We start from the raw sequence: 24906 nt of genomic DNA, 5'->3' as shown, positions 1-24906 counted from the left end.
CGAAATGAAAGTAAAAACCATGTTTCAAGTAGGCGCAAGCCTGATGATGGCAGCCGCTTTGTCTGCGTGTGCAAGCAAAAGCCATGTAAAACGCGACGGCACAACCGATAACCCCGTTTTCCCGGCAGTGGAGAAAGTATCGCCCTCGTTCAAACACAATAAAGGCACGTTTCCGACTGCCGACGAGCTGGCACAAATCAAGCCCGGCATGACCAAAGACCAGTTCTACAAACTGCTGGGCAGACCGCATTTCAACGAAGGCATGTTCGGCGTGCGCGAATGGGACTATGTATTCCACTTCCACACACCCGGCCAAGGCACCGATAATGTGAGCACTTGCCAGTTCAAGATTCTTTACGATGCCCAAAAATATGCCCGCAGTTTCCATTGGAAAGCGGTTGATCCCGAACATGCCGTTTGCCCGCCGCAAGGCAGCGGCAAGGGTAAGCCCGCGCGCTATACCTTGTCGGCAGATGCTTTATTTGCTTTCGACAAAAGCGGTTTGGAAGATATACAGGCCGAAGGCCGCGGGCAATTGGACAAACTGGTCGGGAAACTGAAAAAAGTGGATCTGCGCACCGTGCGGGTGGTCGGCCACACCGATTATTTGGGTTCCGACTCATATAACTTGGCCTTATCTGCACGGCGTGCCGAAACCGTGCGCCAATACCTGATTAACAGCGGTATAGCCGCAAAGGCCGTGCATGCTTACGGAGCAGGCGAAACCGAACCGGTGAAACAGTGTGCCGACAACGGCGGTCAGGAAGCATTGATCAGCTGTCTGCAACCCAACCGCCGTGTAGAAATCGAAGTAGAAGGCACATTTGCGTCATAAAAATATAAGCAAGCACGCCCTTTATCCGGCGCGGTCGAACTCCGAACACAGGATTTCTGCCGCGGGGTAAAGGGCTTTTTTATGGTGAATGGAAAATTTCCAGAATCAATCAACTTAACTTACTACGTCGTTGCTGCGCCTCAGCTCAAAGAGAAAGATGGTGTAAGCCGCTGAAGCGGCACAGAATCGGCTCCGTATTGCTCATGCCGTCTGCGGCTTGTTGCCTTATATTAAGATGAAGTAGATTGACGATATGTTTTCGTTGAGGCTGATATACCAACCTGCTGCATTATCGCTGCACCGATGCGGTCGGAATGCCGGCAGTTCCCGAAATCAGAGCGGTTTTGTTGTAAACAGGGTTCTGAATACGGGTTTAAGTTCAAAGTTTCTTCTTTTTTTGAAAAGAAATGCAAGGCAGGGCGGTTTGGGCGGCATCGCTGTGTATCATGACCGGCGTGATGATGTGTGCACTCGGAATAGGGTTCGGTATCGGATTCGTGCAGGCATGGTCGAATATCTAAAATGTAGCTTAATGAAAAACGAGAGGAAATATTATGGGTTGGATTGTAACCATTATTGTAGGTTTTATTGTGGGTGTGTTGGCTAAGTTTCTGCATCCCGGTAGAGACAATTTGGGCTTCATCATGACCACATTGCTGGGTATCGGCGGTTCGCTTTTGGCCGGTTTTATCGGTCAGCAGGCCGGATGGTATCAAGTGGGCGAGCCTGCGGGTTGGATTGCCTCCACCATTTTCGCTGTGATTATTCTGGCGATTTACACCCGTGTGATTAAGAAATAATCAAACCATTATTTTTGACGAACATGATAAAGCAGGCTGTGGTGTGCAGCCTGCTTTTTATATTTTCAGCCTGCTTGATGCCGTCTGAAAAGGTTTTTTATAGTTGCGTGTTGTTATGCCGCGGTACAGGCAATCATATAGTTTACGCCGGTGTCGTTGTTCAAGGCGTAAACTTTGGTGAGCGGGTTGTAACCCATGCCTTTGCTGTCGATCACGTTCAAGCCGGCATCGCGGCACATGCGCGCCAGTTCGGCGGGGGTGATGAACTTATCCCAGTTGTGCGTGCCGCGGGGGACGAGATTGAGAATATATTCGGCACCGATAATGGCGTGCAGATACGATTTAGGGTTGCGGTTGATGGTGGAAAAAAACACTTTGCCCTCCGGTTTGACCAGCTTGGCACAGGCTTTGACGATGGCGGCGGGGTCGGGAACATGCTCCATCATTTCCATGCAGGTAACGATATCGAAGCTGTTCGGGCGTTCGGCGGCCAAATCTTCTACGCGCACGCAACGGTAGGCAATATTTTCCACACCTTGTTCGGCGGCATGCAGTTCAGCCACTTTCAATGATTTTTCGGCCATATCGATACCGGTCGCGTGGCTTGCGCCGAGCTTCGCCATGCTCTCGGTAAGGATGCCGCCGCCGCAACCGACGTCGAGTACCGTTTTGCCTGCTATGTTGCCGTGCAGGTCGATGTAGCCCAAACGCAGGGGATTGATGTCGTGCAGGGGTTTGAACTCGCCGGTTTTGTCCCACCATTTGTGGGCAAGCTGGCTGAATTTGTCGATTTCGCCGTGATCGACGTTATGCGGGGTGTCGGCAGTCGTCATCTTTAAGGGTTCCGTAGGAATGTGGGCGGGATTTTATACCAAACTCAGGCCGTCTGAAAATCGGGGAGCAGCTGCCACAGTTGCCGTTTTTGTGCGGCGGTGAGTTGTTTGATGCGGATTTCGGCGCTCAGTGCATGCGGACGGGAAAGGTTTTCATATACCAGCCGCATCGATAAGGGTTTGCGGATGCGGGTGTAACGTGCGCCTTTGCCTGCAAGATGCGCGGCGAAACGGGCTTCGGGCCGGTTGGTGATGCCGCAATAGAGCGATTGGTTGTCGCACCATATCAGATATACGCTCCAAGAGCCTCCGGCTTCGGGGGCGGGCAGGGCGAAAGCGGCAAGTTGTTCTGTGGCAAGCATAAGGGTTTCAGACGGCCTGAGACCTCGGCCAAACCCCATCTGCGGCGCGCTTTCGCGTTGTTCGTCTGCATACTTATTCGGGCGAATATGCCTGCACCCAATATGCTGCTGCGCCGCGAACTGCATCCAATCAGGGGGCAAAGGTGTCGGCCTTTGGCGGTGGTAAAGAAAACGGTTATTGTACCGCAATGCGTCGGCACAAATGTTTATTAATCAGTTTGCGCTTGATTATGAATTATTTTAATATGCGCGGCTCAACCAACCTTTATCGGGCCGTCTGAACACATGGATTCCATTATCGAACTGCGCCATCTGAAAACCCTGCTGGCGCTTGAAGAAACCGGCAGCGTTTCACTGGCCGCCAAGCGCGTATTTCTGACGCAATCGGCTTTGTCGCACCAAATCCGTGCGCTGGAAAATTATTACGACACCCCTTTGTTTGAGCGTAAATCCGCACCGTTGCGTTTTACGCCTGCCGGCGAGCGGCTGTTGCAGCTGGCACATGATTTATTGCCCCAAGTGGCGGCGGCCGAGCGTGACATGGCGCAGATTATCGAAGGCGAAGCGGGTGAATTGAGGCTGGCGGTCGAGTGCCATACCTGTTTCGATTGGCTGATGCCGGCCATGGGCGAGTTCCGCCCGCTGTGGCCGCAGGTGGAACTGGATATTGTGTCGGGCTTTCAGGCCGATCCCGTGGGGCTGCTGCTGCAACACCGCGCCGACTTGGCGATTGTTTCGGAAGCGGCTCCGCAACAGGGCATTGCATACCAACCTTTATTTGCTTACGGTATGGTCGGCATTTGTGCCAAAGACCACCCGCTGGCAGCCAAAGCAGTGTGGGAAGCGGAAGATTTTGCCGACGAAACGCTGATTACCTATCCCGTTCCCGACGATATGCTGGATTTGCTGCGTAAAATCCTGCTGCCCAAAGGCATCAACCCGCCGCGCCGCCACAGCGAGCTGACCATCGCCATTATCCAATTGGTCGCCAGCCGCCGCGGCATTGCCGCGCTGCCGTATTGGACGGTGATGCCGTATTTGGAAAAAGGTTATGTGATTTCGCGCCAGATTACTTCAGACGGCCTGCAAAGCGAACTCTATGCCGCCATGCGGGCGGAAGATACGGGCAAAACGTATTTGGACAATTTCTGCCAAATCGTGCGGGACCGCAGCTTTGCCGATCTGCCGGGATTGAGTGTGCTGGAAATGTAAAGCAGCGTGTATAGTCAATCCACTTAACTTTTAGTGCGGCGTTGCAGCGCCTTGGCTCAAAGAGAACGATTGACTATGGCGGAGTGAAAAGCCTGCAAGCATTTTCAGCGTTCTCCCCGTTTCTCAGGCCGTCTGAATGTTTTCAGACGGCCTTTCTCTATTTACAGCTGTTTATATTTCTTGTGATGCCAAGGCATGGGAAACCGGATCTTCTTTTAAAGCGGTGAGTTTTTTGGTCAATATGTTTAGGAGTACGCCGTAAGCGGGTAAAAAGAATAGGGTGCAGATGGCCAGTTTGAATAAATAATCCACAAAAGCAATTTCAGGCCAGTTGGCTGCCATAAAGGTATCACTGCTTGCATAAAAAGCAATGCTGAAAAATACCAGCGTATCCAGCGCATTGCCTAAAAAGGTCGAAGCGGTTGGCGCAATCCACCAAGATTTCATTTTGCGCAGTTTGTTGAATACGAATATATCCATCAGCTGCCCGAGCACATAAGCGGCAAAACTGGCTAATGCGATGCGGCCGACAAAGCCGTTGAATGCGGTTAAAGCGTTCCAGCCGGTCCACGTTCCGTCTTGAAACAGCACCGACAGCAGATAAGATAAAGCCAGTGCGGGAAGCATCACCCAAAAGATGATTTTTCTGGCGAGATGTCGCCCGAAAATCCTAACGGTCAAGTCGGTGGCTAAAAAGATAAACGGAAATGTGAACGCACCCCAAGTGGTGTGAAATCCGAAGATCTCAAAGGGGAACTGAACCAGATAATTGCTGGCGGCAATAATGGTTATGTGAAACAGCGAAAGCCAAATCAGGGCTTTCTGCAATTGCGCAGAACTAAAGCGGTACATAAATCAATTCTTTCATTAATGCTATACACAACAAGCGTATGGCCTTCAGACGGCCTTAGGCATAATCTCAGGCCTGTTACAGAAGCGTTGCTTGTCGATAGCAAAAACAGGTTGGGGAATCTTACAGAGCGGAATCGTGTGCAAACAAGCGTTGTTTGGCCAGCTGCTCGAATTCGGTATCGGGCTTGCCGTAGTTGGCAAACGGATGAATGGCGATACCGCCTCTAGGTGTGAACTCGCCGAAGACTTCAATATATTTCGGCTGCATCAAAGCGATCAGGTCTTTCATGATGATATTCACACAGTCTTCATGAAAATCACCGTGATTGCGGAAGCTGAACAGGTAAAGTTTGAGCGATTTGCTTTCAACCATTTTGATATCCGGAATATAGCGGATATAGATGGTGGCAAAATCAGGTTGCCCGGTCATGGGGCACAGGCTGGTAAATTCGGGGCAAACGAATTTAACAAAATAGTCGTTGCCGGGGTGTTTGTTGTCGAATGCTTCCAACACTTCGGGAGCGTATTCGGTTTTGTAGGATACGTTTTGATTGCCCAGCAAAGTGATGCCGTGCAATTCGTCTGTATTTCTGGTCATGAATATTCCTTAGTTTTTTTATGTGGGAGGTTTTCGAACCACAGATATCAGGATGTGCGGCTTGCTGCCTTGTATTAAAAATGTGTTGATTGACTATATAAGCATAAGCCCTCTTAACGGCACACCCTACACTCGGGAGGCGAATTTTAATACATTAAATCAGAATTGTATGTTTTATTTTGAAGGGCGTGAAAATAAATAGGGGCGGTTCAGGCAAACGGCTTGGATGACAAGATGTTCAAGAGCGCAGATAGACGGATTGGCCATGGGATGAAGAGCGGGAAGATGGTCTCGCCTTAGATTGCATGGAAAGTAAATAATTGCAAAGGGTAAAGTTTTTTAAATGATTTGTTTTGAATGATTGTTCGGATTTTCGAGATGGGAGCGGTTTTCATTTTGAGAAAATCTTTTACAGAACCGTGCATCCATGCATTATGCGTAAAGATATGTTTTTTTGCGAACTATTGCATAGATGCCTCACTCTAATCGCTCAATTGCCAAAAACAGGGCACTTAATCCATTTTATTTCAAACAGTTTGCTTTTTTTGTTCGATAATGGCCGAATAATTCGGAGTTTCATGGTTTGTGAAAGATGAATCGGCTGTTCGTTCGAATGGTTTTTCTGTTTATTTTTATGCCAAATGCAATCCGTTTGTTGAATGGTTATACCGATTGTCAATTTTTTAAGAAATTATATACAGCTGGATTAAAATAAAAATATCTCAATGCAAGACGTATTGAAAATTTCAGCGAAGAATATAACTTTTGCCGTATTTTGAAAGAAATTGGCTTCATATAACTTCTAAAATATGTTGCTGCTTGAATAACATCACCGAAGAAGAGAATGTAAATGAGTTTTTCACAAGCCGAATTGGTTAATGCCTTACGTTTATTGTCGGGGCGTCTGCCAGAATTTTCCGAACAACAAACCCAGTCCGGCCGTTTGTTGCGCGTAGTAACCGAGCGTTTGAGCAGCCATCTGAACGACAGTCTGAAAGAGTTCGGTATCAATGAAAACCTGTGGTTTGCCATGATGGCGGTTTATGTCAGCCCGAACAGTGAAATTCTGCCTTCGCGCCTGAGCGATCTGATGGATCTGACCCGTACCAGCGCAACCCGGCTTTCAGATGAAATGGTAGAACGCGGTTGGGTGGAGCGCCATATTAATCAACAGGACCGCCGCCAAATCGTGTTAAAATTAACCGCGGAAGGTGAGGCGTTTATTCAAAAGATTTGGCCGCAAATTTCCAGCAGAAGCGGCGAAGCTTGGGAAGACTTTACCAATGAAGACTATGCCCAGCTGCAACATCTCTTAGGTAAGCTGTTGACCAAACTGGGTTAGCAGTTTGGCAGCTTGCCCTGATGGTTGTGCAGTGGCAGCCACAGCGGACATGACATGAATTTGAAAATTATTGCGCGCAGTTTATCCTTGTTGGGATTATCGGTGATAACCGCCTGTGCGCCGTTGGGTAAACAAGCGCCGTTGGAACAACCAACGGCGTATTCATTATCACAGGGAAATTCAACCGCAGAGGTGCGCGATGCATGGTGGTCCCAGCTTCGCGACCCCAAGTTGAATACTTTGATTTCTCTGGCCATCGAACATTCTCCGCGCCTTAAAGCGGTTAAAGCCCGTTTTGCACAGGCTCAGGCAGAGTTGGGTGTGCGGCAGGCCGCCGATCGGTTTCAACTGGGGGTAACCGCGCAAGGTATTGGTGCTTATGTTGCTCCTAAGCCTTCTTCCGGCCATGTGGATACCGATCGTACTTTATTGGTTGCCAATACTGCTTTGCAAGGCAGTTGGGCATTTGATTTTTGGGGTAAAAATCAGGCGCGTATCCGTTCGGCTTTAGGCAGGCGTCAGGCGGTAGGTTACGAAGCGGCTCAAATGCGGTTGGAAATCGCTCATGCCGTAGCCGCCCAATATTTTGTGTGGCAGTCGTTGGAAACTCAGAAAAATCTCATCCAAAGCCGCATGCAGGTTGCTGAGTCTTCCGAAAAATTGATCAACAGCCGCGTGAAGGCAAAAATCCTGCCGCCGTCGGCAGCTTATCAAACCGAATTAAGCAAACACCGGCTGCAATTGGAACTGTTGGGGTTGGAAAAACACATCAGCAGTATCCGGCACAGTTTGGCCGTGTCTGTCGGCAGGTCGCCAAATGCTTTGGACGGATGGACACCTTCTTCTGCGCCGTTGGTTCCGGTGTTGGCGGTGAGTCAGATTAAGGCTGATTTATTAGGCAGGCGTCCCGATATTGCGGCGCAACGTGCGTTGTTGGAAGCACGGGGTGAAGACATTCGCGAAGCCAAGGCGGAGTTCTATCCGAATATTGAATTGAAGCTGCTTGCGGGTTTGGCGCACATTGATGCGTTTAATGTGGTTAAGGGCAAGAGTTCGGGAATGCTCGGTGTGGTGCCGGCACTCAATCTGCCGTTGTTTACTTCGGGTGCGTTGCAATCCAAATTGGCCGGACGCCATGCCCAATTTAACGAGCAGGTTGCCGTATATGATCAAACGGTTTTGAATGCGATGCGCTCTGCTGCGGATGCGGTGGCTGACTATCAAAATCTGAGCAAGCAGGGTGCTGTGCAGCAGCGTATGGTTGAGATTTCGGTGAAAGCGGAATCGGCGGCTGCGCGAAGGGTGCAGGCGGGTTTGGAGAACGGGCTTGCCCATCTGGCCAAGCAGGACGAAACTTTGCGCCTGAAAATGCAGTTGGCGCAGCATCAGGCGGAATGGCTGACGGCTTGGAGCAATGTACATGCTCAGCTTGGCGGCGGATTCGGCCTAAAGTCACAATAAATATCTCTCAAACTTTTTTCAGACGGCCCGGTAGTGAGGCCGTCTGAAAAAGTATAAGCATTTACTTCCAAGTTAATGCCAAATCATATAATGCTTTTTTGCTTTCTCCGGTGATTTTGGCGGCTAAATCCGAAGCCTGTTTGGTGGGGAGTTCGGCGGCCAAAATTTTCATCACATTTTGGGCGTGTTCCGAGAGTTCGGTTTGCTTTTCTTTTATATCCGGGTGCAGCACGATAACCATTTCGCCGCGGCTTTGGTTGGTATCTTCTTGAACGGCCGTCTGAATATCGAGTACGGTTCCACTCAAGAAGGTTTCGAAAGTTTTTGAAATTTCCCGTGCCAGCATCACTTTGCGGTTGGGGAACAGGGTTGCCATGTCTTCCAATGTGGCGGCGATGCGGTGCGGGGTTTCAAACATCACCACGGCGTATTCAACATCAGACCACGAGGCCAGCAGTTTGCGGCGTTCGCCTGTTTTAGAAGGTAAAAAACCGTGAAAATAAAAGTTTGGCTCCACAACGCCTGCCACGCTCAATGCACCCATAACGGCACTTGCACCCAAAACCGGTGCAACTTTAAAGCCTGCTTCGCGTACCCGCTCAACCAGCTTGGCGCCGGGGTCGCAAACTGCGGGAGTTCCCGCATCGGATACCTGCGCAACAATCAGGCCGTCTGAAAGTGCTTCAATCACTTTGCCCGCCATATGTTGTTCGTTGTGCTCGCGCACGCTCAGGAGTTTCGACTGTATGCCGTAGGCGCTGAGTAATTGTGCGGTTACGCGCGTATCTTCCGCACAAACAACATCGGCGCGCTGCAATACAGCAAGCGCGCGCAGCGTGATGTCGGCCAAATTGCCGATGGGCGTAGCCACAACGTATAATGTTCCGGCTGAAATACTGTCGCAGGCTTTTTGATAGTGTTTTTGCATCATCATAATAAACGGCCGTCTGAAAAGACTGGCATTATAACGGGGATACACGATATGCGCTTAACCCATAAACAAGGGGCAAGGGGTGAAGATGCCGCCCTGCGTTTTTTGAAAAAACAGGGTTGCCGGCCGATTGCCCGTAACTGGCATTGCCCGTTCGGCGAAATTGATTTGATAGTCAAAAACGGTAACATGATTCTGTTTGTTGAAGTAAAATACCGCGCAGGAAAAAGTTTTGGCGGTGCGGCATACAGCATCACTCCGGCCAAACTTTTGAAATTGCAAAAAAGTGCGGAACATTATTTGCAGCAACACGGTCTGAGCCATGCGTCATGCCGCTTGGATGCGGTTTTGATTGAAGGCAATGATGAACCGCAGTGGATACATAACATTACAGGTTAAATCGCATGACTGTTTTACAACAACGCGTTGCCGCACATTTTATCCAAAGTATCGAAGCCAAACAGCAGGCGGCAGATGTTTTGAGCGAACCGACTGCCCAAGCAGCCGAGTTGATGCTGCAATGTTTGATGAATGACGGCAAAATTTTAGCTTGCGGCAACGGCGGCTCGGCTGCCGATGCCCAACATTTTGCCGCTGAAATGACCGGCCGCTTCGAGAAAGAACGCATGGAGTTGGCTGCAGTGGCACTGACTACCGACACATCCGCCTTAACCGCCATCGGCAACGATTACGGTTTCGACCATGTGTTCAGCAAACAGGTACGCGCCCTCGGCCGAGCGGGAGACATTCTCATCGGTATTTCCACATCGGGCAATTCTGCCAATGTGATTGAAGCCATCAAAGCCGCGCACGAACGCGATATGCATGTGATTGCCTTTACCGGAAGAGACGGCGGCAAGATAGCGGGCATGTTGAAAGACAGCGATATTCTGCTCAACGTGCCCCACCAGCGCACCGCACGGATTCAGGAAATCCATATTTTGCTGATTCATGCTTTGTGCGACTGTATCGACAGCACATTATTGGACGGCATGTAAGCCTTAAATGCCTGATGTTCAAATTTTCAGACGACAGTTATGTTGGTGATCGGCAGGCCGTCTGAAATCCATAAAGAAAGGATGCTTACCGATGAGTATCAAAAGATACGCAAAAACCCTGATTACCTTTTCGGTTGCCGCAACCCTGTTGAGCGGTTGTGTCGGTGCCGTATTGGGCGGTGCGGCCGTAGGCGGCGCAGCAGCAGTCGACCGCCGTACCGTCGGCACGCAAACCGACGATAATGTGATGGAAGTGCGCATTAAAAACACCGCAATGACGTATCTGCGCGACAGCAACAAAACGCCCGGCTTCCATCCCAAGCTCTCGGTAGTCAGCTACAACCGGCACATTTTGCTCTTAGGCCATGTTGCCACCGAAGAGGAAAAAGGGTTTGTGGAACAGGTTGCGCGTGCCGAACCTTCTGCACAGCAAGTGTATAACCACATCAGCGTATCCTCTCAGCCCAGAACCTTGGGTGCGATTTCAGACGATACATGGAGCACATCAAAAGTGCGTGCCACACTGCTTGGCATTCAAGGTGTGATTCCCAGTCGGGTGAAAATCGTTACTTACGACGGTGTAACCTATGTGATGGGCATTCTCACACCTGCCGAACAGGAAGCCGTTACCCAGCGGGTAAGCACCACAGTAGGCGTAAGAAAAGTGGTAACTCTTTATCAAACTTACAATAAATGATAAGCTAGCGTGCCGTAAAAGCCTTTTTTACGGCACTTAATCTTATTTTGAGGCCGTCTGAACGGTTCAGACGGCCTGTTTATGAAGTACCCAAGAGAATCCAATGAGTAAGCAAAAAACCACCCCCCACAGCAAAAAAGGCGGCTTGAAATCCAAGCATCTGCTCATCGGCCTGTTTGCCGTGGCGGTGGGCGCGGTTTGCGGAGCCGTGATCGGATTGATGCAAACTTCCGTACATACCGATACACATAACCGCGCAGCAGCATCGGCAGCAGGCGGAGCTGTGGAAGTATGGGCACCGCGCGGTGCCTCTGCCCCGGCGGTTTCCGCCCGGCCCGCTCAACCTGTTCAAATGCAGGAGCAAGAACAGAATATTGAAGCAATTGCCCAAGCATCTGACCCTGATGCACCGGTCGAAGCAGCGGCGGCAAGCAGTCCGGTAGCGGCAGAAAAACCCCAAAAAACCACAACGCAGCGCGCACAGCGTAAAAAAGCACCGCAGAAAAAAGCGGTTGAAGCCGAACCCCCCGCTACGGCTCAGGCAGCAGAGCCGTCTCCGCTTCCAACGGTTAAAGCCCCCGATACTTCCGTAACGGCTGCCAAGAGCGCAGAAGATGCACCCGCTGCGCCGCCCAAACAGCCCGTTGCGGAACAGCCCGCAGTAGCGAAAGAGCCGCCTCGTGAGCCACCCAAAGCCGTTGTTACCGACAATTTGTTTTAAGCAAACCGTGTAAAATAACTCATGATATTTTTCAGACGGCCTTTCGAGCGTTTTCCGAAAGGCCGTCTGAATTGAAAAACACAGAAAAAGGAAAGCCGATGGCGATTATCATCAAAACAGCCGAAGAAATCGAAAAAATGCGCGAGCTTGGCCGCTTGGCCGCCGAAGCATTGGATTATATCGGCCAATTTGTCAAACCCGGCGTTACCACCGCCGAGCTCGACAAACTGATTCACGACTACCATATCAATGTGCAAGGCGGTTATCCCGCGCCGCTGAACTACGGCAACCCACCTTATCCGAAATCGTGCTGCACATCCGTCAATCACGTTATCTGCCACGGCATTCCTGATGATAAGCCTTTGAAAAACGGCGATATTGTCAATATCGACGTTACCATCAAAAAAGACGGCTTCCACGGTGATTCCAGCCGTATGTTTGCGGTTGGGCAAATCAGCCCGCAGGCGCAGCGTTTGATTGATGTAACCCATGCCAGCATGATGGCCGGTATCGAAGCCGTGAAGCCCGGAGCCACTTTGGGCGATATCGGCTATGCGTGCCAGCAAGTGGCGGAAAATGCAGGTTATTCGGTTGTGCAGGAATTTTGCGGTCACGGCATCGGACGGGGCTTTCACGAAGAGCCGCAAGTGCTTCACTACGGTAAAAAAGGCCAAGGGCCGGTGCTGAAGCCGGGTATGATTTTTACCATTGAACCGATGATTAATCAGGGTAAACGCCATTTGCGTATTTTGGCCGACGGATGGACGGTGGTAACCAAAGACCGTTCGCTCTCCGCGCAATGGGAACATGAGGTTTTGGTAACCGAAACCGGCTACGAAATCCTCACTATCAGCCCCCAAACAGGTAAACCTTGATTTCGTTACGTTTTTTTTTGTAAATTATTTTAATTTAGAATGATTACTTTAAAAAATAACTTGTTGTTTTTAAAGTATTTAGAAAGTTGGGTATAACGTTTATCGTTTTTTTTGACCGCTTGATGAAAAATTAAATTAAACTTATCCTGAAATCGCTGTCTAAGCGTTTATACTTATCTGAATATAATATTCTCACGCTGGGTATTATGACGGGATAAGTGAGTTGCCAGATTGAGCTTTAAATTAAGAAGGGAATTTCATGAAGTCGTTCGAGAAAATCGAAAATATCCGCGATATCCGCAAAAAACTCGGTTTAAACCAAATGGATTTTTGGAGCCGTATCGGTGTAACCCAATCAGGTGGTTCACGCTACGAATCAGGTCGCAACATGCCTAAGCCTGTACGCGAACTGCTGCGTTTGGTGCATATCGAAAAAATCGATTTGGCAAAAGTAAACCGTGACGATCTCGCCATTGCCTCACTGCTGAAAAGCCGCCAGCCGGATTTGTATGCCTCTTTGAAAAAAGAAGCCAAAGCCGAAGCGAAAAACAAATGAGTCGAGACCGAACGGCTGCCCGTTAAACCATAACGGGCAGCTTTCTTTTGGCCGTCTGAAATGCTGATAAAGCCCTTGCTTGTTCCGTTATGGTCAATCAACTTGAGTTTGGTAACAAAATCGTAGGGGAATGATATATCAGCCCGTGTTTACATGATTGCAGAGAAAAATTTTATTTGTATATCAAACCACTTGATTAGAAACCGTTTCGCGATACTTGAGCAAGCCCGAGTGTAACGGTTTTGTTATTAAACTTAAGTTGATTAACTATATAATGGCGCCGTTACCAACCCGTTACAGGAATCCGTTATGAGCTATAAAACCGATGCCGAAATCGCCCAAGCTGCCGCAATACGACCGATAGGCGAGATTGCCGCCAAACTCGGCCTGAATGCCGACCAATACGACCCTTACGGCAAATACAAAGCCAAAATCAATCCGGCCGACGTATTTGCCTTGCCGAAAAAACAAGGCCGTCTGATTTTGGTAACGGCCATCAACCCCACACCCGCGGGCGAAGGCAAAACCACCGTAACCATCGGTTTGGCCGATGCTTTAAACTACATCGGCAAGCAGGCCGTTATTGCCCTGCGCGAACCTTCGCTCGGCCCTGTGTTCGGTGTGAAAGGCGGTGCGGCAGGCGGCGGATATGCGCAAGTGTTGCCGATGGAAGACATTAACCTGCACTTTACCGGCGATTTCCATGCCATCGGTGCGGCCAACAACCTGCTGGCCGCCATGCTCGATAACCACATTTATCAAGGCAACGAACTCAATATCGACCCCAAACGCGTGCTGTGGCGGCGCGTGGTCGATATGAACGACCGCCAGTTGCGCAACATCATCGACGGCATGGGCAAGCCTACCGACGGCGTGATGCGCCCCGACGGTTTTGACATCACCGTTGCCTCCGAAGTGATGGCTGTGTTCTGCTTGGCCAAAGATTTGGCCGACTTGAAAGAACGCTTGGGCAATATTCTCGTGGCTTACACCAAAGACGGCAGCCCCGTTTACGCACGGGATTTGAAAGCCAACGGTGCAATGGCGGCCTTGTTGAAAGATGCGGTTAAGCCCAATCTGGTGCAAACCATCGACGGCACACCGGCTTTCGTACACGGCGGCCCGTTTGCCAACATCGCCCACGGCTGCAACTCCGTGATTGCCACCCGTTTGGCGCGTCATCTGGGCGATTACGCCGTTACCGAAGCCGGTTTCGGTGCGGATTTGGGCGCGGAAAAATTCTGCGACATCAAATGCCGCCTGGCCGGAATCAAACCCGATGCGGCAGTAGTGGTGGCCACCGTGCGTGCGCTTAAATATAACGGCGGCGTGGAACGTGCCAATTTAGGCGAAGAAAACCTGAACGCGCTCGAGAAAGGCCTGCCGAACCTGCTCAAACACATCAGCAACCTGAAAAACGTGTTCGGTTTGCCGGTGGTGGTTGCGCTGAACCGCTTTGTTTCCGATACCGATGCCGAACTCGATATGATTCAGACGGCCTGTGCCAAAGAAGGCGTTGAAGTATCGTTAACCGAAGTGTGGGGCAAAGGCGGCGCCGGCGGTGCCGACTTGGCTCAAAAGGTGGTGAATGCCATCGAAACCCAGCCTAATAATTTCAGGTTTGCCTACGACACCGATTTGGGCGTGCAAGACAAAATCCGCACCATCGCCCAAAAAATTTACGGTGCGGCCGATGTCGATTTCAGCAGCGAAGCCCTTGCCGAAATCGCCTCGTTGGAAAAATTGGGCTTGGACAAACTGCCCGTGTGTATGGCGAAAACCCAATATTCTTTAAGCGACAACGCCAAACTTTTGGGTAAACCCGAAGGCTTCCGCATCACCGTGCGCGGCATCACCGTGTCGGCCGGCGCAGGCTTTATCGTTGCCCTGTGCGGCAACATGATGAAAATGCCCGGCCTGCCGAAAGTGCCCGCCGCCGAGAAGATTGATGTGGATGAAAACGGCGTGATTCACGGGTTGTTCTGATATTGAGTTTTGGTATCTAAGGCCGTCTGAAAAATAATTTTCAGACGGCCTGTTTGCATGATCAGCCGACGGTTTGATCTTTATTTCAACCCATAAGAAAAACATGTTATGCAAGAGTGTGGCAGACGCGATGCCGTCTGAATCCGACGGCTTTCTAAGGGAAGTGCGTAGGCTTATCCGCTTGCTTCGCTATATAATAGCGCCCTTATTTTTAAGCGATTGATCGAACTTTATGCATATTTCCGATTTTGATTTCGAGCTGCCGGAAGCACTTATCGCCCAGCATCCGCCGGTTGAGCGTGGCGGCAGCCGCCTTTTGGTTGCGCTGCCCGACCGGCCCGTGGCCGACGCGGTTTTTTCCGCTTTGCCCGATTATCTCGAAGCGGGCGATGTGCTGGTGTTTAACAATACCAAAGTGATGAAAGCGCGTCTGTTCGGCACCAAAGCCAGCGGCGGAAAAATCGAAGCCTTGATCGAGCGCGTTTTAGATGAACACACTGCTTTGGCACATGTGCGGTCGTCCAAATCGCCGAAACCCGGCACGGAGTTGGTTTTTGAAGGCGGCATCCGCGCCGTGATGGAAGAGCGGGCGGGGGAATTGTTCCGCTTGCGTTTTGAAGACAGCCGCAACGTGTACGACATTTTAGAACATGTGGGCAAGCTGCCGTTGCCGCCTTACATCGAACGGGCTGCCGATGATGACGACGATGCCCGCTATCAAACGGTTTACGCCAAACATCAGGGAGCGGTAGCCGCGCCGACGGCCGGTTTGCATTTCACCGACGGCCTGCTTGAAGCCATCCGCACCAAAGGCGTGCATACTGCGGAAGTGACGCTGCATGTGGGCGCGGGTACGTTCCAGCCCGTGCGGGTGGAAAACATTGCCGAGCACACCATGCACAGCGAATGGTTTGACGTGCCGTCTGAAACCGTGGCGGCGATTGGAGCGGCACGGCAGCGCGGCAGCAAAATATGGGCGGTGGGAACCACTTCCATGCGCGCGCTCGAATCGGCGGCGCGGGAAACAGGCCGTCTGAAAGCCGGCACGGGCGATACCGATATTTTTATCACGCCGGGCTACCGGTTCCGTGTGGTCGACCGTTTGATTACCAATTTCCATCTGCCCAAATCGACTTTGCTGATGTTGGTCAGCGCATTTTCCGGCACAGAACATATCCGCAGTATTTACCGTCATGCCGTCGGGCAACAATACCGCTTTTTCAGCTACGGCGATGCGATGATACTCGGGCGTGCAGATTCATCGCAGCGTGAAGCTCAAGATTGAATGGTGGCGCAACGCCGCCGGTTTCCCTATCCAAAGCAGGCCGTCTGAACCTTTCAGACGGCCTGCTTTGCCTTATCTGCATGAAAATGATAAACTGCTGATTCCATTTAACTTGAGGCATACACTTGATTATGAAAGACGCGGAGCAGAGCAGTACGACCCCACGCCCTTCGTGTATGCACATTATTCAGGCAGCCTGATTTGGTCAGGGCTGCCTGTTTGTATGTTTGAAACGAGGAAAAACACATTATGGATTTCAGTTGGTTAGCCGAACCGCAAACGTGGTTGGGCTTTGCAACGCTTCTGATTCTCGAAGTCGTGCTCGGCATCGACAATCTGGTTTTTGTGGCTATTTTGGCCAATAAGGTCAAACCTGCCCTGCGCGATAAGGCACGGATTACCGGCTTGGTGCTGGCCGTATTGATGCGTTTGGTGATGTTGGGCTTTATGGCGCACATCATCACGCTGACGAAACCGCTGTTCCATATCAGCGGCATGAGCGTGTCGGGCAAAGACATCATTATGCTCGTCGGCGGTTTGTTCCTGCTGTATAAAGCCACCACCGAATTGCACGAACGCATTGAAGGCCACAATCAGTTTGCCATTGCCGACACCCATAAAAAACACTCGCCGTTTTGGGGTGTGGTGATGCAGATTTTGGTGCTGGATGCCGTGTTTTCGATTGACGCCGTGATTACCGCCGTGGCGATGGTCGACCATATCGTTGTGGCCATGGCGGCGGTTGTGGTGGCGATGACCATCATGATTATGGCCAGTAAGCCGCTTACCGAGTTTGTGGCCAAACATCCGACCGTGGTGATGCTGTGTTTGGGCTTCCTGCTGATGATCGGTTTCAGCCTGATTGCCGAAGCCTTCCACTTCCAAATCCCCAAAGGCTATCTCTATGCAGCCATCGGCTTCTCGATTCTGATCGAAGTGTTCAATCAGATATCGCAGCGCAACGCCCGCAAAAACGACTACATCAGCAGCTCGTGGCGCAAACGCACGGCCGATAATGTGTTGGGCATGATGGGTATCCGTGAAACCGTGTTGGCTCAGTCGCGCAACAAAGGCGAAGACGATTCGCATTTTGAAGAGAACGAAAAGTCGATGATACGCAGCGTGCTCACGCTGGCGGAACGCCCCATTCTCGGCGTGATGATTCCCCGCCGCGACATCGAACGCTTGGATATTTCGCAAAGTAAAGAAGAGCAGCACGCCCAGCTGCAAAGCACCCCGTACAGCCGTTTGCTGGTGGTCGGCAAAGCGGGCGTGGACGAGCCGTTGGGTTATATCAATAAAAAAGACCTGCTCGCCCAGCTGCTCGACGAGGGTGAAATGAATATTCAGACGGCCTTAAAACAGCCGCTGATTCTGCCCGACAGCACATCCGCGCTCACCGCTATCGAGCTGTTCCGCAAGAAAAGTGCCGATTACGCCTTGGTGGTGGACGAGTTCGGCGCCGTATTGGGCATGGTTACCATGAAAGACCTGCTCGAAACCATCGCCGGCGAGTTTCCCGAAGAATTCCAACGCGAAGAAGAACCGGCCTTGCAGGAAAATACCGATAAAAGCCTTACGGTTGACGGCTCGCTCGAATATGTGGAGCTTGCCCCACAGCTCGGCCTACCACCGCAAGAAGAAGATGCCGACTTCCACACCGTTGCCGGCTTAATCATGGAAGAGTTGCAAAGCATTCCCGACGTCGGCGATTATGCCGACTTCCACGGCTGGCGTTTTGAAGTAACGGAAAAAGAAGGGCAACGCATCGAGCGTGTGAAGATTACCCGGTTGCCGGAAGAGGTTTGATTGGCAGGGTTTCAACTTGCCGGTGCAATCCGCCGCTGCGATTGTGTTATGAAGTAAGCTGTATATATCTTTAGGTTGATGAAGAAGATAAAACGAGGCCGTCTGAACATTTCAGACGGCCTCGTTTTAATTTATTCGGCTTTAAATACCGAAGTATCGGTTTGTTGTTCTGCCGCAGTTTCAACCGCTTGGTTTTGTTTCGCCGCTTCTTCGGCTTCGGCTGCCAAGCGTTTTTTCTCGTTCAGGTAGGTGTTGATCTGGTAAACCAAATCCTGCGTGCCTTGGCGGGACAATGCGCTGATTTTAAACAGACGCGGGGTGGTCATGTCGAAGCCAAAGCGGTCGTCGGGGGCGGGGTGGTTCCAGCCGATTTGTTTTAAAAATTCGGCGGCGCGCTCTTCGGCTTCTTCTTCGCTCAACATATCGAGTTTGTTCAGCACCAGCCAGCGCGGTTTGTCGTAGAGTTCTTCGTCGTATTTACGCAGTTCTTCCACAATCGCCAAGGCTTCTTCGGCGGGGTTGACGCTTTCGTCGAACGGTGCCAGGTCCACCACATGCAGCAGCAGGCCGGTGCGGGAAAGGTGTTTCAGGAAGCGGTGTCCCAAGCCCGCACCTTCGGCGGCACCTTCGATCAGGCCGGGAATGTCGGCCATGACGAAGCTGTTGTTTTCGTCCATGCGCACCACGCCCAAGTTCGGGTGCAGGGTGGTAAACGGGTAGTTGGCGATTTTGGGGCGGGCGGCGGAAACGGCGGAAATCAGGGTGGATTTGCCGGCGTTCGGCATGCCGAGCAAGCCCACGTCGGCCAATACTTTCAGCTCGAGTTGCAGGCTGCGGGCTTCGCCTTCTTCGCCCGGGGTGGCTTGTTTGGGGGCGCGGTTGACCGATGATTTGAAATGGATGTTGCCCAATCCGCCTTTGCCGCCGCGGGCGAGGCATACTTTTTGACCGTGGTGGGTGAGGTCGGCGATGATTTCGTCGGTGTCGATGTCGCGGATCAGCGTGCCGACGGGCATGTGCAGTTCGATATCGTCCGCGCCTTTGCCGTAGCGGTCGGAACCGTGGCCTTTTTCGCCGTTTTTGGCTTGGTAGCGTTTGACGAAACGGTATTCGACAAGGGTGTTGACGTTTTCGTCGGCCACGGCAAATACGCTGCCGCCTTTGCCGCCGTCGCCGCCGTCGGGGCCGCCGCGCGGTACGAATTTTTCGCGGCGGAAGCTGACGGCTCCGTTACCGCCTTTGCCGGCAACTACTTCGATTTTTGCTTCATCTATAAATTTCATGGTGTTCTCTGAGTATGGTTTCAGACGGCCTTTGAATATTTGCCCCGTTAAAGAAAGGCTTCGGGCCGTCTGAAAAAATATTTAATGGATTGATATTATAAAGGATGTGTCAATAGCCCGCGCAGATTAAAATCAAAACGTTGCCAATGCGGCGGTTGCGGCCTGTTTGTGTGTGCCGCCGGGCTTTTAAAAACGGCGGATTTCGCGCACAATACGGCTTCTCTGAACATCAAAGGCAAAAAATATTATGTGCCAGCTTCTCGGCATGAATTGCAACACGCCCACCGATATTGTGTTTTCGTTTGAGGGCTTCCGCCGCCGCGGCGGTTTGACCGACCATCATGCCGACGGTTTCGGCATCGGTTTTTTTGAAGGAAAAGGGGTGCGCCTGTTTCACGACGACAAACCGAGCGCGCATTCGCCGGTGGCCGATTTGATTCGTGCTTATCAGATTAAGTCGGAAAATGTGATTGCACACATCCGTAAAGCCACGCAGGGGCAGACTTCGCTGGCGAACACGCATCCGTTTATGCGCGAGATGTGGGGCGAATATTGGCTGTTTGCACACAACGGCCATCTGAAAAATTATTTTCCGCCTGCCGGAGCGTTTTATCAGGCGGTAGGCAACACCGATTCGGAACGTGCGTTTTGTTATATTCTCGAGCAGTTGCGCAGCCGTTTCGACCGCAAGCCGGATGCGGATACTCTGTTTGCCGCGGTGGCCGAGTTAACGGCTGAAATCCGCCGTTACGGCTTGTTTAATTTTATGATGTCCAATGGCGATTGCCTGTTTGTTCATGCCAGCACGCTCTTGCATTATATTGTGCGCAAAGCACCGTTTGGCGAAGCGCATCTGCTTGATGATGATGTTAAAGTGGATTTTGCCGCAGTTACCACGCCTAACGACAAAGTGGCCGTTATCGCCACGCTGCCGTTAACCGGCAACGAAACGTGGTCGCAGTTGGCGGTGGATGAGTTGGTGATGTTTTGCGAAGGCGACATTGTGCGCCGCAGCCGCCCCGAACATCCGGTATATATGAGTGTGGACGAGGGTTTGGCGATTGCGCGTGCAGCCGGAGTGAGTGTTTAGCCGGAGTTAAGTGTTTAGTTTGAGCAGACTTTTAGAGAGATGAGATCAAAACCATGAGGCCGTCTGAAAGGCATTTTTCAGACGGCCTCATGGTTTTGATGGCGATAACAAACGCTTTGGGAACGGCAGGTTTTATTTCACCAGCTTCAAGCCTTTTTTCGGTTTGTTGCCGTCGTCGTTGGGCGTGTGATCGTCGGAAGATTCCGCACGGCTGCGTTCGATCTCTTTTTCCAACAGGTGCAGCGGGTCTTGCCCCTTTTTCTCGCTTTCGGTTTGGTAGGGTTCGACCTCAAACCCCATGCCTTCTCCGCTTTCGCGCGAGAAAATGCTGATGATGTGGCCGACGGGAATCCAAATTTCGTGGGAAACACCGGCAAAGCGCGCGGAAAAATGCACCCAATCGTTGTCTATCGTCAGATTATGGCTGGCGGTAGTGCCGATGTTCAACACGATTTCGTTTTCACGCACATACTGCATGGGCACGCGCGTGTGTTCGTTTACCCATGCCACAATGTGCGGCGTTTGGTTGTTGTCGAGGCACCATTCGTACAGTGCGCGGAGCAGATAGGGTTTGGTGCTGGTGGTCATCGGGTTTCCTTTGCGAAAGCGGATATGTTCAGACGGCCTTTATCAGCGGCGCATGGCTTTTTCTGCGGGGGTAAGGGCTTCGATAAAGGCTTCGCGTTGGAAAATGCGTTCGGCGTATTTCAAAATCGGGGCGGCGGATTTGCCCAGTTTGATGTCGTAGTGGTCCAAACGCCATAACAGCGGAGACAAAGCCACGTCAATCATCGAGAAGTCGTCGCCCATGATGTATTTGGTTTTGGTAAATGCAGGTGCCAACATGGTCAGGCCTTGGGCAATCGCTTCACGCGCTTTCGCTTGCTCTTTGCTGCTGGCTTCGGGGTTTTCCAATACCTGCACATGGCTGAACAGCTCTTTTTCCATGCGGAACAGCACCAAACGGCCGCGGCCACGCATAACGGGGTCGCCTGGCATTAATTGGGGGTGGGGAAAACGCTCGTCGATATATTCGTTGATGATGTTGGATTCGTGCAGAATCAAATCGCGTTCAACCAATACCGGCACTTGGTTGTAGGGGTTCATAATGGCCAAGTCTTCAGGTTTGTTGAATACATCGACATCTTTGATTTCAAAATCCATGCCTTTTTCAAACAAAACAAAGCGGCAACGCTGGCTGAACGGGCAGGTAATGCCCGAGTAAAGTGTCATCATGACGGAAGCTCCTGCTGAAAGCCGTCTTTTCAGACGGCCTGCTTGATTGTAGAGGTAGAAATGGCGTTATTATAATAGATTCGTTTTTTTTAAGCCAGAAATCTGTTTTAACATCATGTTTTAAAATAGTTTTCTTTGTTTCTGGGCGCGGGGGAGCAATAAAAGGGAATTTTTCATTCTGCTGTGGGCGGAACAAAACAAACGGGTATTTAACCCAGATTCTCGCAATGATGGGAAAAATTCACTGAAATTAAGTTACAATGTAAAAATAAGCAGTAAATCAATATACATATCAAATATTTATGATTAGAGAAATCCGCTTTTTACCTAAATTTGTTTCCAAGCGCACTTTGCATTTGCTGGTTGCCGTTTTTTCGTTAACCGTACCGTTGTTTGCACACGCAGGTTCTCATACTTCTGAGGCCGCCGGCGCGCATACCCATAGCCGGCACAAGCAGGGCGGTTTAATGTTGGATACGGCCAGACGGTTTTACCCTGTTCATACCATTAAAGATTTTATCGATGATTTGGCTAAATCGGGCGGCACGTTCCTGCATCTGCATTTTTCCGACCATGAGAATTATGCTTTGGAAAGCAACCTGCTCGGCCAAAATGCACAATATGCCAAACGCGGTCAAAACGGAGTGTACGTTAACCCTAAAACAGGCAAACCGTTTTTGAGTTTCGAGCAGGTAAATGAAATTGCCCGATATGCGGCCGCACGCAAAATCGAACTGGTGCCGGAAGTCGGCAGCCCGAACCATATGAACGGTATTTTTACGCTGCTCGAACACAAACACGGTAAAGCCTATACCGATGCGTTGAAATCGCCGCGTGCGGAAGACGAAATCAACATCAACAACCCGAAAAGCGTTGCCTTGGTTAAGGCCTTGATCGACGAAGTTGCCGGCGCTTTCGGCAAAAACAGCAGGCATTTCCATATTGGCGGCGACGAGTTCGGTTACAGCGCAGAGAGTAACCATGAATTTATCCGCTATGCCAATATGTTGAACGATCATTTGGCACAAAAAAAATTAATCACCCGAATGTGGAACGACGGGCTGATTAAAAATACGGTAGATCAACTGAACCGCAACATCCAAATCACTTATTGGAGTTACGACGGAGACACTCAAAATCAAGATACGGCACAAAAACGGCGTAAATTGCGCGCAAGCATGCCCTATTTGATGGATAAAGGGTTTTCGGTGCTGAATTACAATTCTTATTATCTTTATCTCGTACCCCAAGACCGCAACTTCAGCCACGATATAGATTTTGCCCGTAAAGATATTGAAAAGCGTTGGAGCTTGGGCGTATGGGACGGAGAGAACCGTGATAATGCGGTAAGGAATACCGATAAGATTTTGGGAGCGGCATTGGCCATTTGGGGTGAAAACAGCGGCAAGCTCGATACCGATACGATTCGCAAATATGCGGCAAAGCCTTTGGCCTCGGTAATCCGTAAAACGCAACAAGCTGATCGTTAAGGTAAAAACTTCATTCTTTCACATTTGCAGGCAGCCAAAAAACGGAAAAACAGATCATGTGTTTTTCCGTTTTTTGTTAAATCGAACATTCGTTTTTCGAAGTCGAATCGAAAAGAAATGTAAATAAATATTTGCAATTAAAAATAATTATTTCATAAGAAATTATTAATGTTGCAATTAAAGTACACGGATAAAAATATTGGGATAAAAATATCGAAAAATATTTTATTTTATATAAATTAAATAAAAACATTAAATTATAAAATTATTTATTTATATTAAATATTACAAAAGCATTTAAATTGCTCGATTTTTCATATTTGCAGATATTGAAATGTAAAATTCATAACTATTTTGCATTTTTACATGTTTCTGTCTTGTAAAGATATGTTGCGAATTGATAATATGCACCCGTGACAGTGAATCACATTAACTTTTACATAAAACAAACACGAGGATTACGGAAATGTCTATTCACAAAAAAATCGCATTGGCTACTTTGATCACTTTGGGTATGGCTGCTTGCGGCGGTGGCGGTAGCGGCAGCCCTTCAACGGCAGCAACTTCCCATGCAGACATTCAAGGTGTTAAAGCGGCATTGGCTGCGGAGAATACTAATAAAGAGGAAGCTAAAAAAACCAGCCAAAACTTGAGCGACTATACCGTTACATTGGCGGGAGTGCAGCACAATGTGGGTAAGATGGCCAAAAATGAATTGGTTGAGGGAGTAAACGGAAAAGAAGCTTTCCGTGCCTACCGCCAAGCTTATTCTGTGGTTGCGGGTTCGTTCGCGTTGCAGCCGACTACCGGCGGCGATCCCGACGATAACAGCCCGGATATGAAAATGCCGATGCAAGTTAAGCTGATTAACGGCGAAGCCACCCAAACCCTGCCTACTGCCGGTAAATATACTTACAACGGCGCGGCATTCAGCAACAGTGAAACCGGCCGTTTAACTTACAACGTTGATTTCGATAAAAAAGTGGGCAGCGGTAAGATTACCGGTATTAATGAAACCGGTACGATTGATTTGCACGAAACAGCATTTAGCAATGGTGCGATCAGTAATGCAGCAGACAGCTCTAAGGTGGTAGTTACCCACGCTATTGAAGGCAAAACCCATTCTGAAAAATTGGGAGAAGGCGATTACAATTTGAGCTTCTTCGGCCCGAAAGCAGAAGAAATTGCCGGTCAAGTGTTCCATAAAAAAGGCGAAATCGGTGTGATCGGCAAACGTGATTAATATCTGATTTCATCATATATTCCTTTCTTATTCCTTTCTATCCGAATCACATCGGGCCGTCTGAAAAGTTTTCAGACGGCCCGATGTGATTTCAAAACGGGTCTTCGGGTGTGAGCCGAGTCGTGTATCATAGCGGTTTGCCGAGCCGAGACTTTTACAAAACCCCCATTTATACCCGCCCGCTTAGCCTGAGACCTTTGCAAAACCCCCATCTGCGGCGCATTTCTGCGTTGTGCGCTGCTCGCTCGTTTGCCTATCTGTATGATATGTCTGCACTCGCTGTGCTGCTACGCCTTGAACTGCATCCACATCTGAGGGTTTTGCAAAGGTCTCAGCCTTATATTGATAGGTCTGCACTCGCTGTGCTGTTGCGCCTTGAACTGCATCCATATCTGAGGGTTTTGCCAAGAT

25 protein-coding genes, 1 pseudogene and 1 riboswitch are annotated in these 24906 nt (G+C 50.2%); of the genes and pseudogenes, 18 read left to right on the top strand and 8 right to left on the bottom strand.

Annotated elements, in window-relative coordinates:
- The first annotated feature begins 4 nt into the window (after nucleotides 1–4).
- Together LVJ88_RS10245 and LVJ88_RS10240 are read left to right on the top strand one after the other, a co-directional pair.
- Nucleotides 5–835 carry an OmpA family protein gene (locus LVJ88_RS10245; protein WP_085417832.1) on the top strand — a complete coding sequence of 277 codons (831 nt, stop codon included), beginning with the start codon at nucleotides 5–7 and terminating at the stop codon, nucleotides 833–835.
- Nucleotides 836–1389: 554 nt separating this feature from the next.
- Nucleotides 1390–1635, top strand: coding sequence for a GlsB/YeaQ/YmgE family stress response membrane protein (locus LVJ88_RS10240; protein ID WP_085357469.1), 246 nt, complete (start codon nucleotides 1390–1392; stop codon nucleotides 1633–1635).
- A gap of 113 nt (nucleotides 1636–1748) precedes the next feature.
- On the opposite strand, the gene ubiG is transcribed toward LVJ88_RS10240, so the two are convergent.
- Together ubiG and LVJ88_RS10230 are read right to left on the bottom strand one after the other, a co-directional pair.
- On the bottom strand, nucleotides 1749–2468 hold the full coding sequence (ubiG, locus tag LVJ88_RS10235) for a bifunctional 2-polyprenyl-6-hydroxyphenol methylase/3-demethylubiquinol 3-O-methyltransferase UbiG (RefSeq protein ID WP_085417831.1): 720 nt from the start codon (nucleotides 2466–2468) through the stop codon (nucleotides 1749–1751).
- 44 nt (nucleotides 2469–2512) lie between these two features.
- Nucleotides 2513–2971, bottom strand: coding sequence for a GIY-YIG nuclease family protein (locus LVJ88_RS10230; protein WP_342346018.1), 459 nt, complete (start codon nucleotides 2969–2971; stop codon nucleotides 2513–2515).
- 144 nt (nucleotides 2972–3115) lie between these two features.
- Here LVJ88_RS10230 and LVJ88_RS10225 point away from each other — a divergent pair, with 144 nt between their 5' ends.
- Complete coding sequence (locus LVJ88_RS10225) at nucleotides 3116–4042, top strand: LysR family transcriptional regulator (protein WP_085357471.1); 927 nt, start codon at nucleotides 3116–3118, stop codon at nucleotides 4040–4042.
- Nucleotides 4043–4213: 171 nt separating this feature from the next.
- Here LVJ88_RS10225 and LVJ88_RS10220 read toward each other — a convergent pair whose 3' ends face one another.
- Both LVJ88_RS10220 and queF read right to left on the bottom strand, forming a co-directional pair.
- Nucleotides 4214–4894 carry a 7-cyano-7-deazaguanine/7-aminomethyl-7-deazaguanine transporter gene (locus tag LVJ88_RS10220; protein ID WP_054599651.1) on the bottom strand — a complete coding sequence of 227 codons (681 nt, stop codon included), beginning with the start codon at nucleotides 4892–4894 and terminating at the stop codon, nucleotides 4214–4216.
- Nucleotides 4895–5015: 121 nt separating this feature from the next.
- Nucleotides 5016–5492 carry a preQ(1) synthase gene (gene queF / locus LVJ88_RS10215; protein ID WP_054599652.1) on the bottom strand — a complete coding sequence of 159 codons (477 nt, stop codon included), beginning with the start codon at nucleotides 5490–5492 and terminating at the stop codon, nucleotides 5016–5018.
- Nucleotides 5493–5495: 3 nt separating this feature from the next.
- Nucleotides 5496–5540, bottom strand: a riboswitch (PreQ1 riboswitch).
- A gap of 802 nt (nucleotides 5541–6342) precedes the next feature.
- On the opposite strand from queF, the gene LVJ88_RS10210 reads away from it, so the two are divergent.
- Together LVJ88_RS10210 and LVJ88_RS10205 are read left to right on the top strand one after the other, a co-directional pair.
- Nucleotides 6343–6834: a MarR family winged helix-turn-helix transcriptional regulator gene (locus LVJ88_RS10210; RefSeq protein ID WP_054599653.1), complete on the top strand. Its 492-nt coding sequence runs from the start codon at nucleotides 6343–6345 to the stop codon at nucleotides 6832–6834.
- A gap of 54 nt (nucleotides 6835–6888) precedes the next feature.
- Nucleotides 6889–8295, top strand: coding sequence for an efflux transporter outer membrane subunit (locus tag LVJ88_RS10205; protein ID WP_085417830.1), 1407 nt, complete (start codon nucleotides 6889–6891; stop codon nucleotides 8293–8295).
- Nucleotides 8296–8356: 61 nt separating this feature from the next.
- On the opposite strand, the gene rsmI is transcribed toward LVJ88_RS10205, so the two are convergent.
- Complete coding sequence (gene rsmI, locus LVJ88_RS10200) at nucleotides 8357–9226, bottom strand: 16S rRNA (cytidine(1402)-2'-O)-methyltransferase (RefSeq protein ID WP_085417842.1); 870 nt, start codon at nucleotides 9224–9226, stop codon at nucleotides 8357–8359.
- 51 nt (nucleotides 9227–9277) lie between these two features.
- Here rsmI and LVJ88_RS10195 point away from each other — a divergent pair, with 51 nt between their 5' ends.
- The 9 genes from LVJ88_RS10195 to LVJ88_RS10155 all read left to right on the top strand — a co-directional run bounded on the left by LVJ88_RS10195 (nucleotide 9278) and on the right by LVJ88_RS10155 (nucleotide 18153).
- Entirely contained in the window at nucleotides 9278–9625 is a 348-nt protein-coding gene (locus LVJ88_RS10195; RefSeq protein WP_054599655.1) for a YraN family protein, read from the top strand.
- Between the two features lie 5 nt (nucleotides 9626–9630).
- The gene (locus tag LVJ88_RS10190; protein WP_085355882.1) at nucleotides 9631–10224 is read left to right on the top strand and encodes a phosphoheptose isomerase; all 594 of its coding nucleotides are present in this window, start codon (nucleotides 9631–9633) and stop codon (nucleotides 10222–10224) included.
- Between the two features lie 91 nt (nucleotides 10225–10315).
- Nucleotides 10316–10921, top strand: a complete 606-nt coding sequence (locus LVJ88_RS10185) for a BON domain-containing protein (RefSeq protein ID WP_054599657.1) — start codon at nucleotides 10316–10318, stop codon at nucleotides 10919–10921.
- Nucleotides 10922–11024: 103 nt separating this feature from the next.
- Entirely contained in the window at nucleotides 11025–11642 is a 618-nt protein-coding gene (locus tag LVJ88_RS10180; RefSeq protein ID WP_085417829.1) for a hypothetical protein, read from the top strand.
- Nucleotides 11643–11740: 98 nt separating this feature from the next.
- Nucleotides 11741–12517, top strand: coding sequence for a type I methionyl aminopeptidase (gene map, locus LVJ88_RS10175; protein WP_085355885.1), 777 nt, complete (start codon nucleotides 11741–11743; stop codon nucleotides 12515–12517).
- Nucleotides 12518–12776: 259 nt separating this feature from the next.
- Complete coding sequence (locus tag LVJ88_RS10170) at nucleotides 12777–13073, top strand: helix-turn-helix domain-containing protein (protein ID WP_054599660.1); 297 nt, start codon at nucleotides 12777–12779, stop codon at nucleotides 13071–13073.
- Nucleotides 13074–13382: 309 nt separating this feature from the next.
- Nucleotides 13383–15059 (top strand): formate--tetrahydrofolate ligase, encoded by a 1677-nt coding sequence (locus LVJ88_RS10165; protein ID WP_085417828.1) that lies wholly within the window; start codon nucleotides 13383–13385, stop codon nucleotides 15057–15059.
- A 232-nt stretch (nucleotides 15060–15291) separates the two neighbouring features.
- The gene (gene queA / locus LVJ88_RS10160) at nucleotides 15292–16344 is read left to right on the top strand and encodes a tRNA preQ1(34) S-adenosylmethionine ribosyltransferase-isomerase QueA (protein ID WP_085417827.1); all 1053 of its coding nucleotides are present in this window, start codon (nucleotides 15292–15294) and stop codon (nucleotides 16342–16344) included.
- 249 nt (nucleotides 16345–16593) lie between these two features.
- Nucleotides 16594–18153, top strand: coding sequence for a TerC family protein (locus LVJ88_RS10155; protein WP_054599663.1), 1560 nt, complete (start codon nucleotides 16594–16596; stop codon nucleotides 18151–18153).
- A 131-nt stretch (nucleotides 18154–18284) separates the two neighbouring features.
- Here LVJ88_RS10155 and obgE read toward each other — a convergent pair whose 3' ends face one another.
- A complete protein-coding gene (gene obgE / locus LVJ88_RS10150) occupies nucleotides 18285–19436 on the bottom strand; it encodes a GTPase ObgE (RefSeq protein WP_085417826.1) in 1152 nt (383 codons plus the stop codon).
- A gap of 247 nt (nucleotides 19437–19683) precedes the next feature.
- On the opposite strand from obgE, the gene LVJ88_RS10145 reads away from it, so the two are divergent.
- Complete coding sequence (locus LVJ88_RS10145; protein ID WP_054599665.1) at nucleotides 19684–20526, top strand: class II glutamine amidotransferase; 843 nt, start codon at nucleotides 19684–19686, stop codon at nucleotides 20524–20526.
- Nucleotides 20527–20658: 132 nt separating this feature from the next.
- Here LVJ88_RS10145 and LVJ88_RS10140 read toward each other — a convergent pair whose 3' ends face one another.
- Together LVJ88_RS10140 and LVJ88_RS10135 are read right to left on the bottom strand one after the other, a co-directional pair.
- Nucleotides 20659–21114 (bottom strand): ClpXP protease specificity-enhancing factor, encoded by a 456-nt coding sequence (locus tag LVJ88_RS10140; RefSeq protein WP_085417825.1) that lies wholly within the window; start codon nucleotides 21112–21114, stop codon nucleotides 20659–20661.
- A 42-nt stretch (nucleotides 21115–21156) separates the two neighbouring features.
- Nucleotides 21157–21762: a glutathione S-transferase N-terminal domain-containing protein gene (locus LVJ88_RS10135; RefSeq protein ID WP_085417824.1), complete on the bottom strand. Its 606-nt coding sequence runs from the start codon at nucleotides 21760–21762 to the stop codon at nucleotides 21157–21159.
- A 302-nt stretch (nucleotides 21763–22064) separates the two neighbouring features.
- Here LVJ88_RS10135 and LVJ88_RS10130 point away from each other — a divergent pair, with 302 nt between their 5' ends.
- From LVJ88_RS10130 to LVJ88_RS10120, 3 genes and pseudogenes are all read left to right on the top strand, one after another.
- The gene (locus tag LVJ88_RS10130; RefSeq protein WP_085417823.1) at nucleotides 22065–23252 is read left to right on the top strand and encodes a family 20 glycosylhydrolase; all 1188 of its coding nucleotides are present in this window, start codon (nucleotides 22065–22067) and stop codon (nucleotides 23250–23252) included.
- A 466-nt stretch (nucleotides 23253–23718) separates the two neighbouring features.
- Complete coding sequence (locus LVJ88_RS10125) at nucleotides 23719–24495, top strand: factor H binding protein domain-containing protein (RefSeq protein WP_085417822.1); 777 nt, start codon at nucleotides 23719–23721, stop codon at nucleotides 24493–24495.
- A gap of 167 nt (nucleotides 24496–24662) precedes the next feature.
- A pseudogene (locus tag LVJ88_RS10120) lies at nucleotides 24663–24833 on the top strand (lipoprotein signal peptidase); the annotation flags it as partial.
- Between the last annotated feature and the right edge of the window lie 73 nt (nucleotides 24834–24906).

This window comes from Neisseria dumasiana (assembly GCF_022870885.1).
GTDB classification, from domain to species: Bacteria; Pseudomonadota; Gammaproteobacteria; order Burkholderiales; family Neisseriaceae; genus Neisseria; species Neisseria dumasiana.
This window is presented reverse-complemented; position numbering and strand designations above follow the sequence as displayed.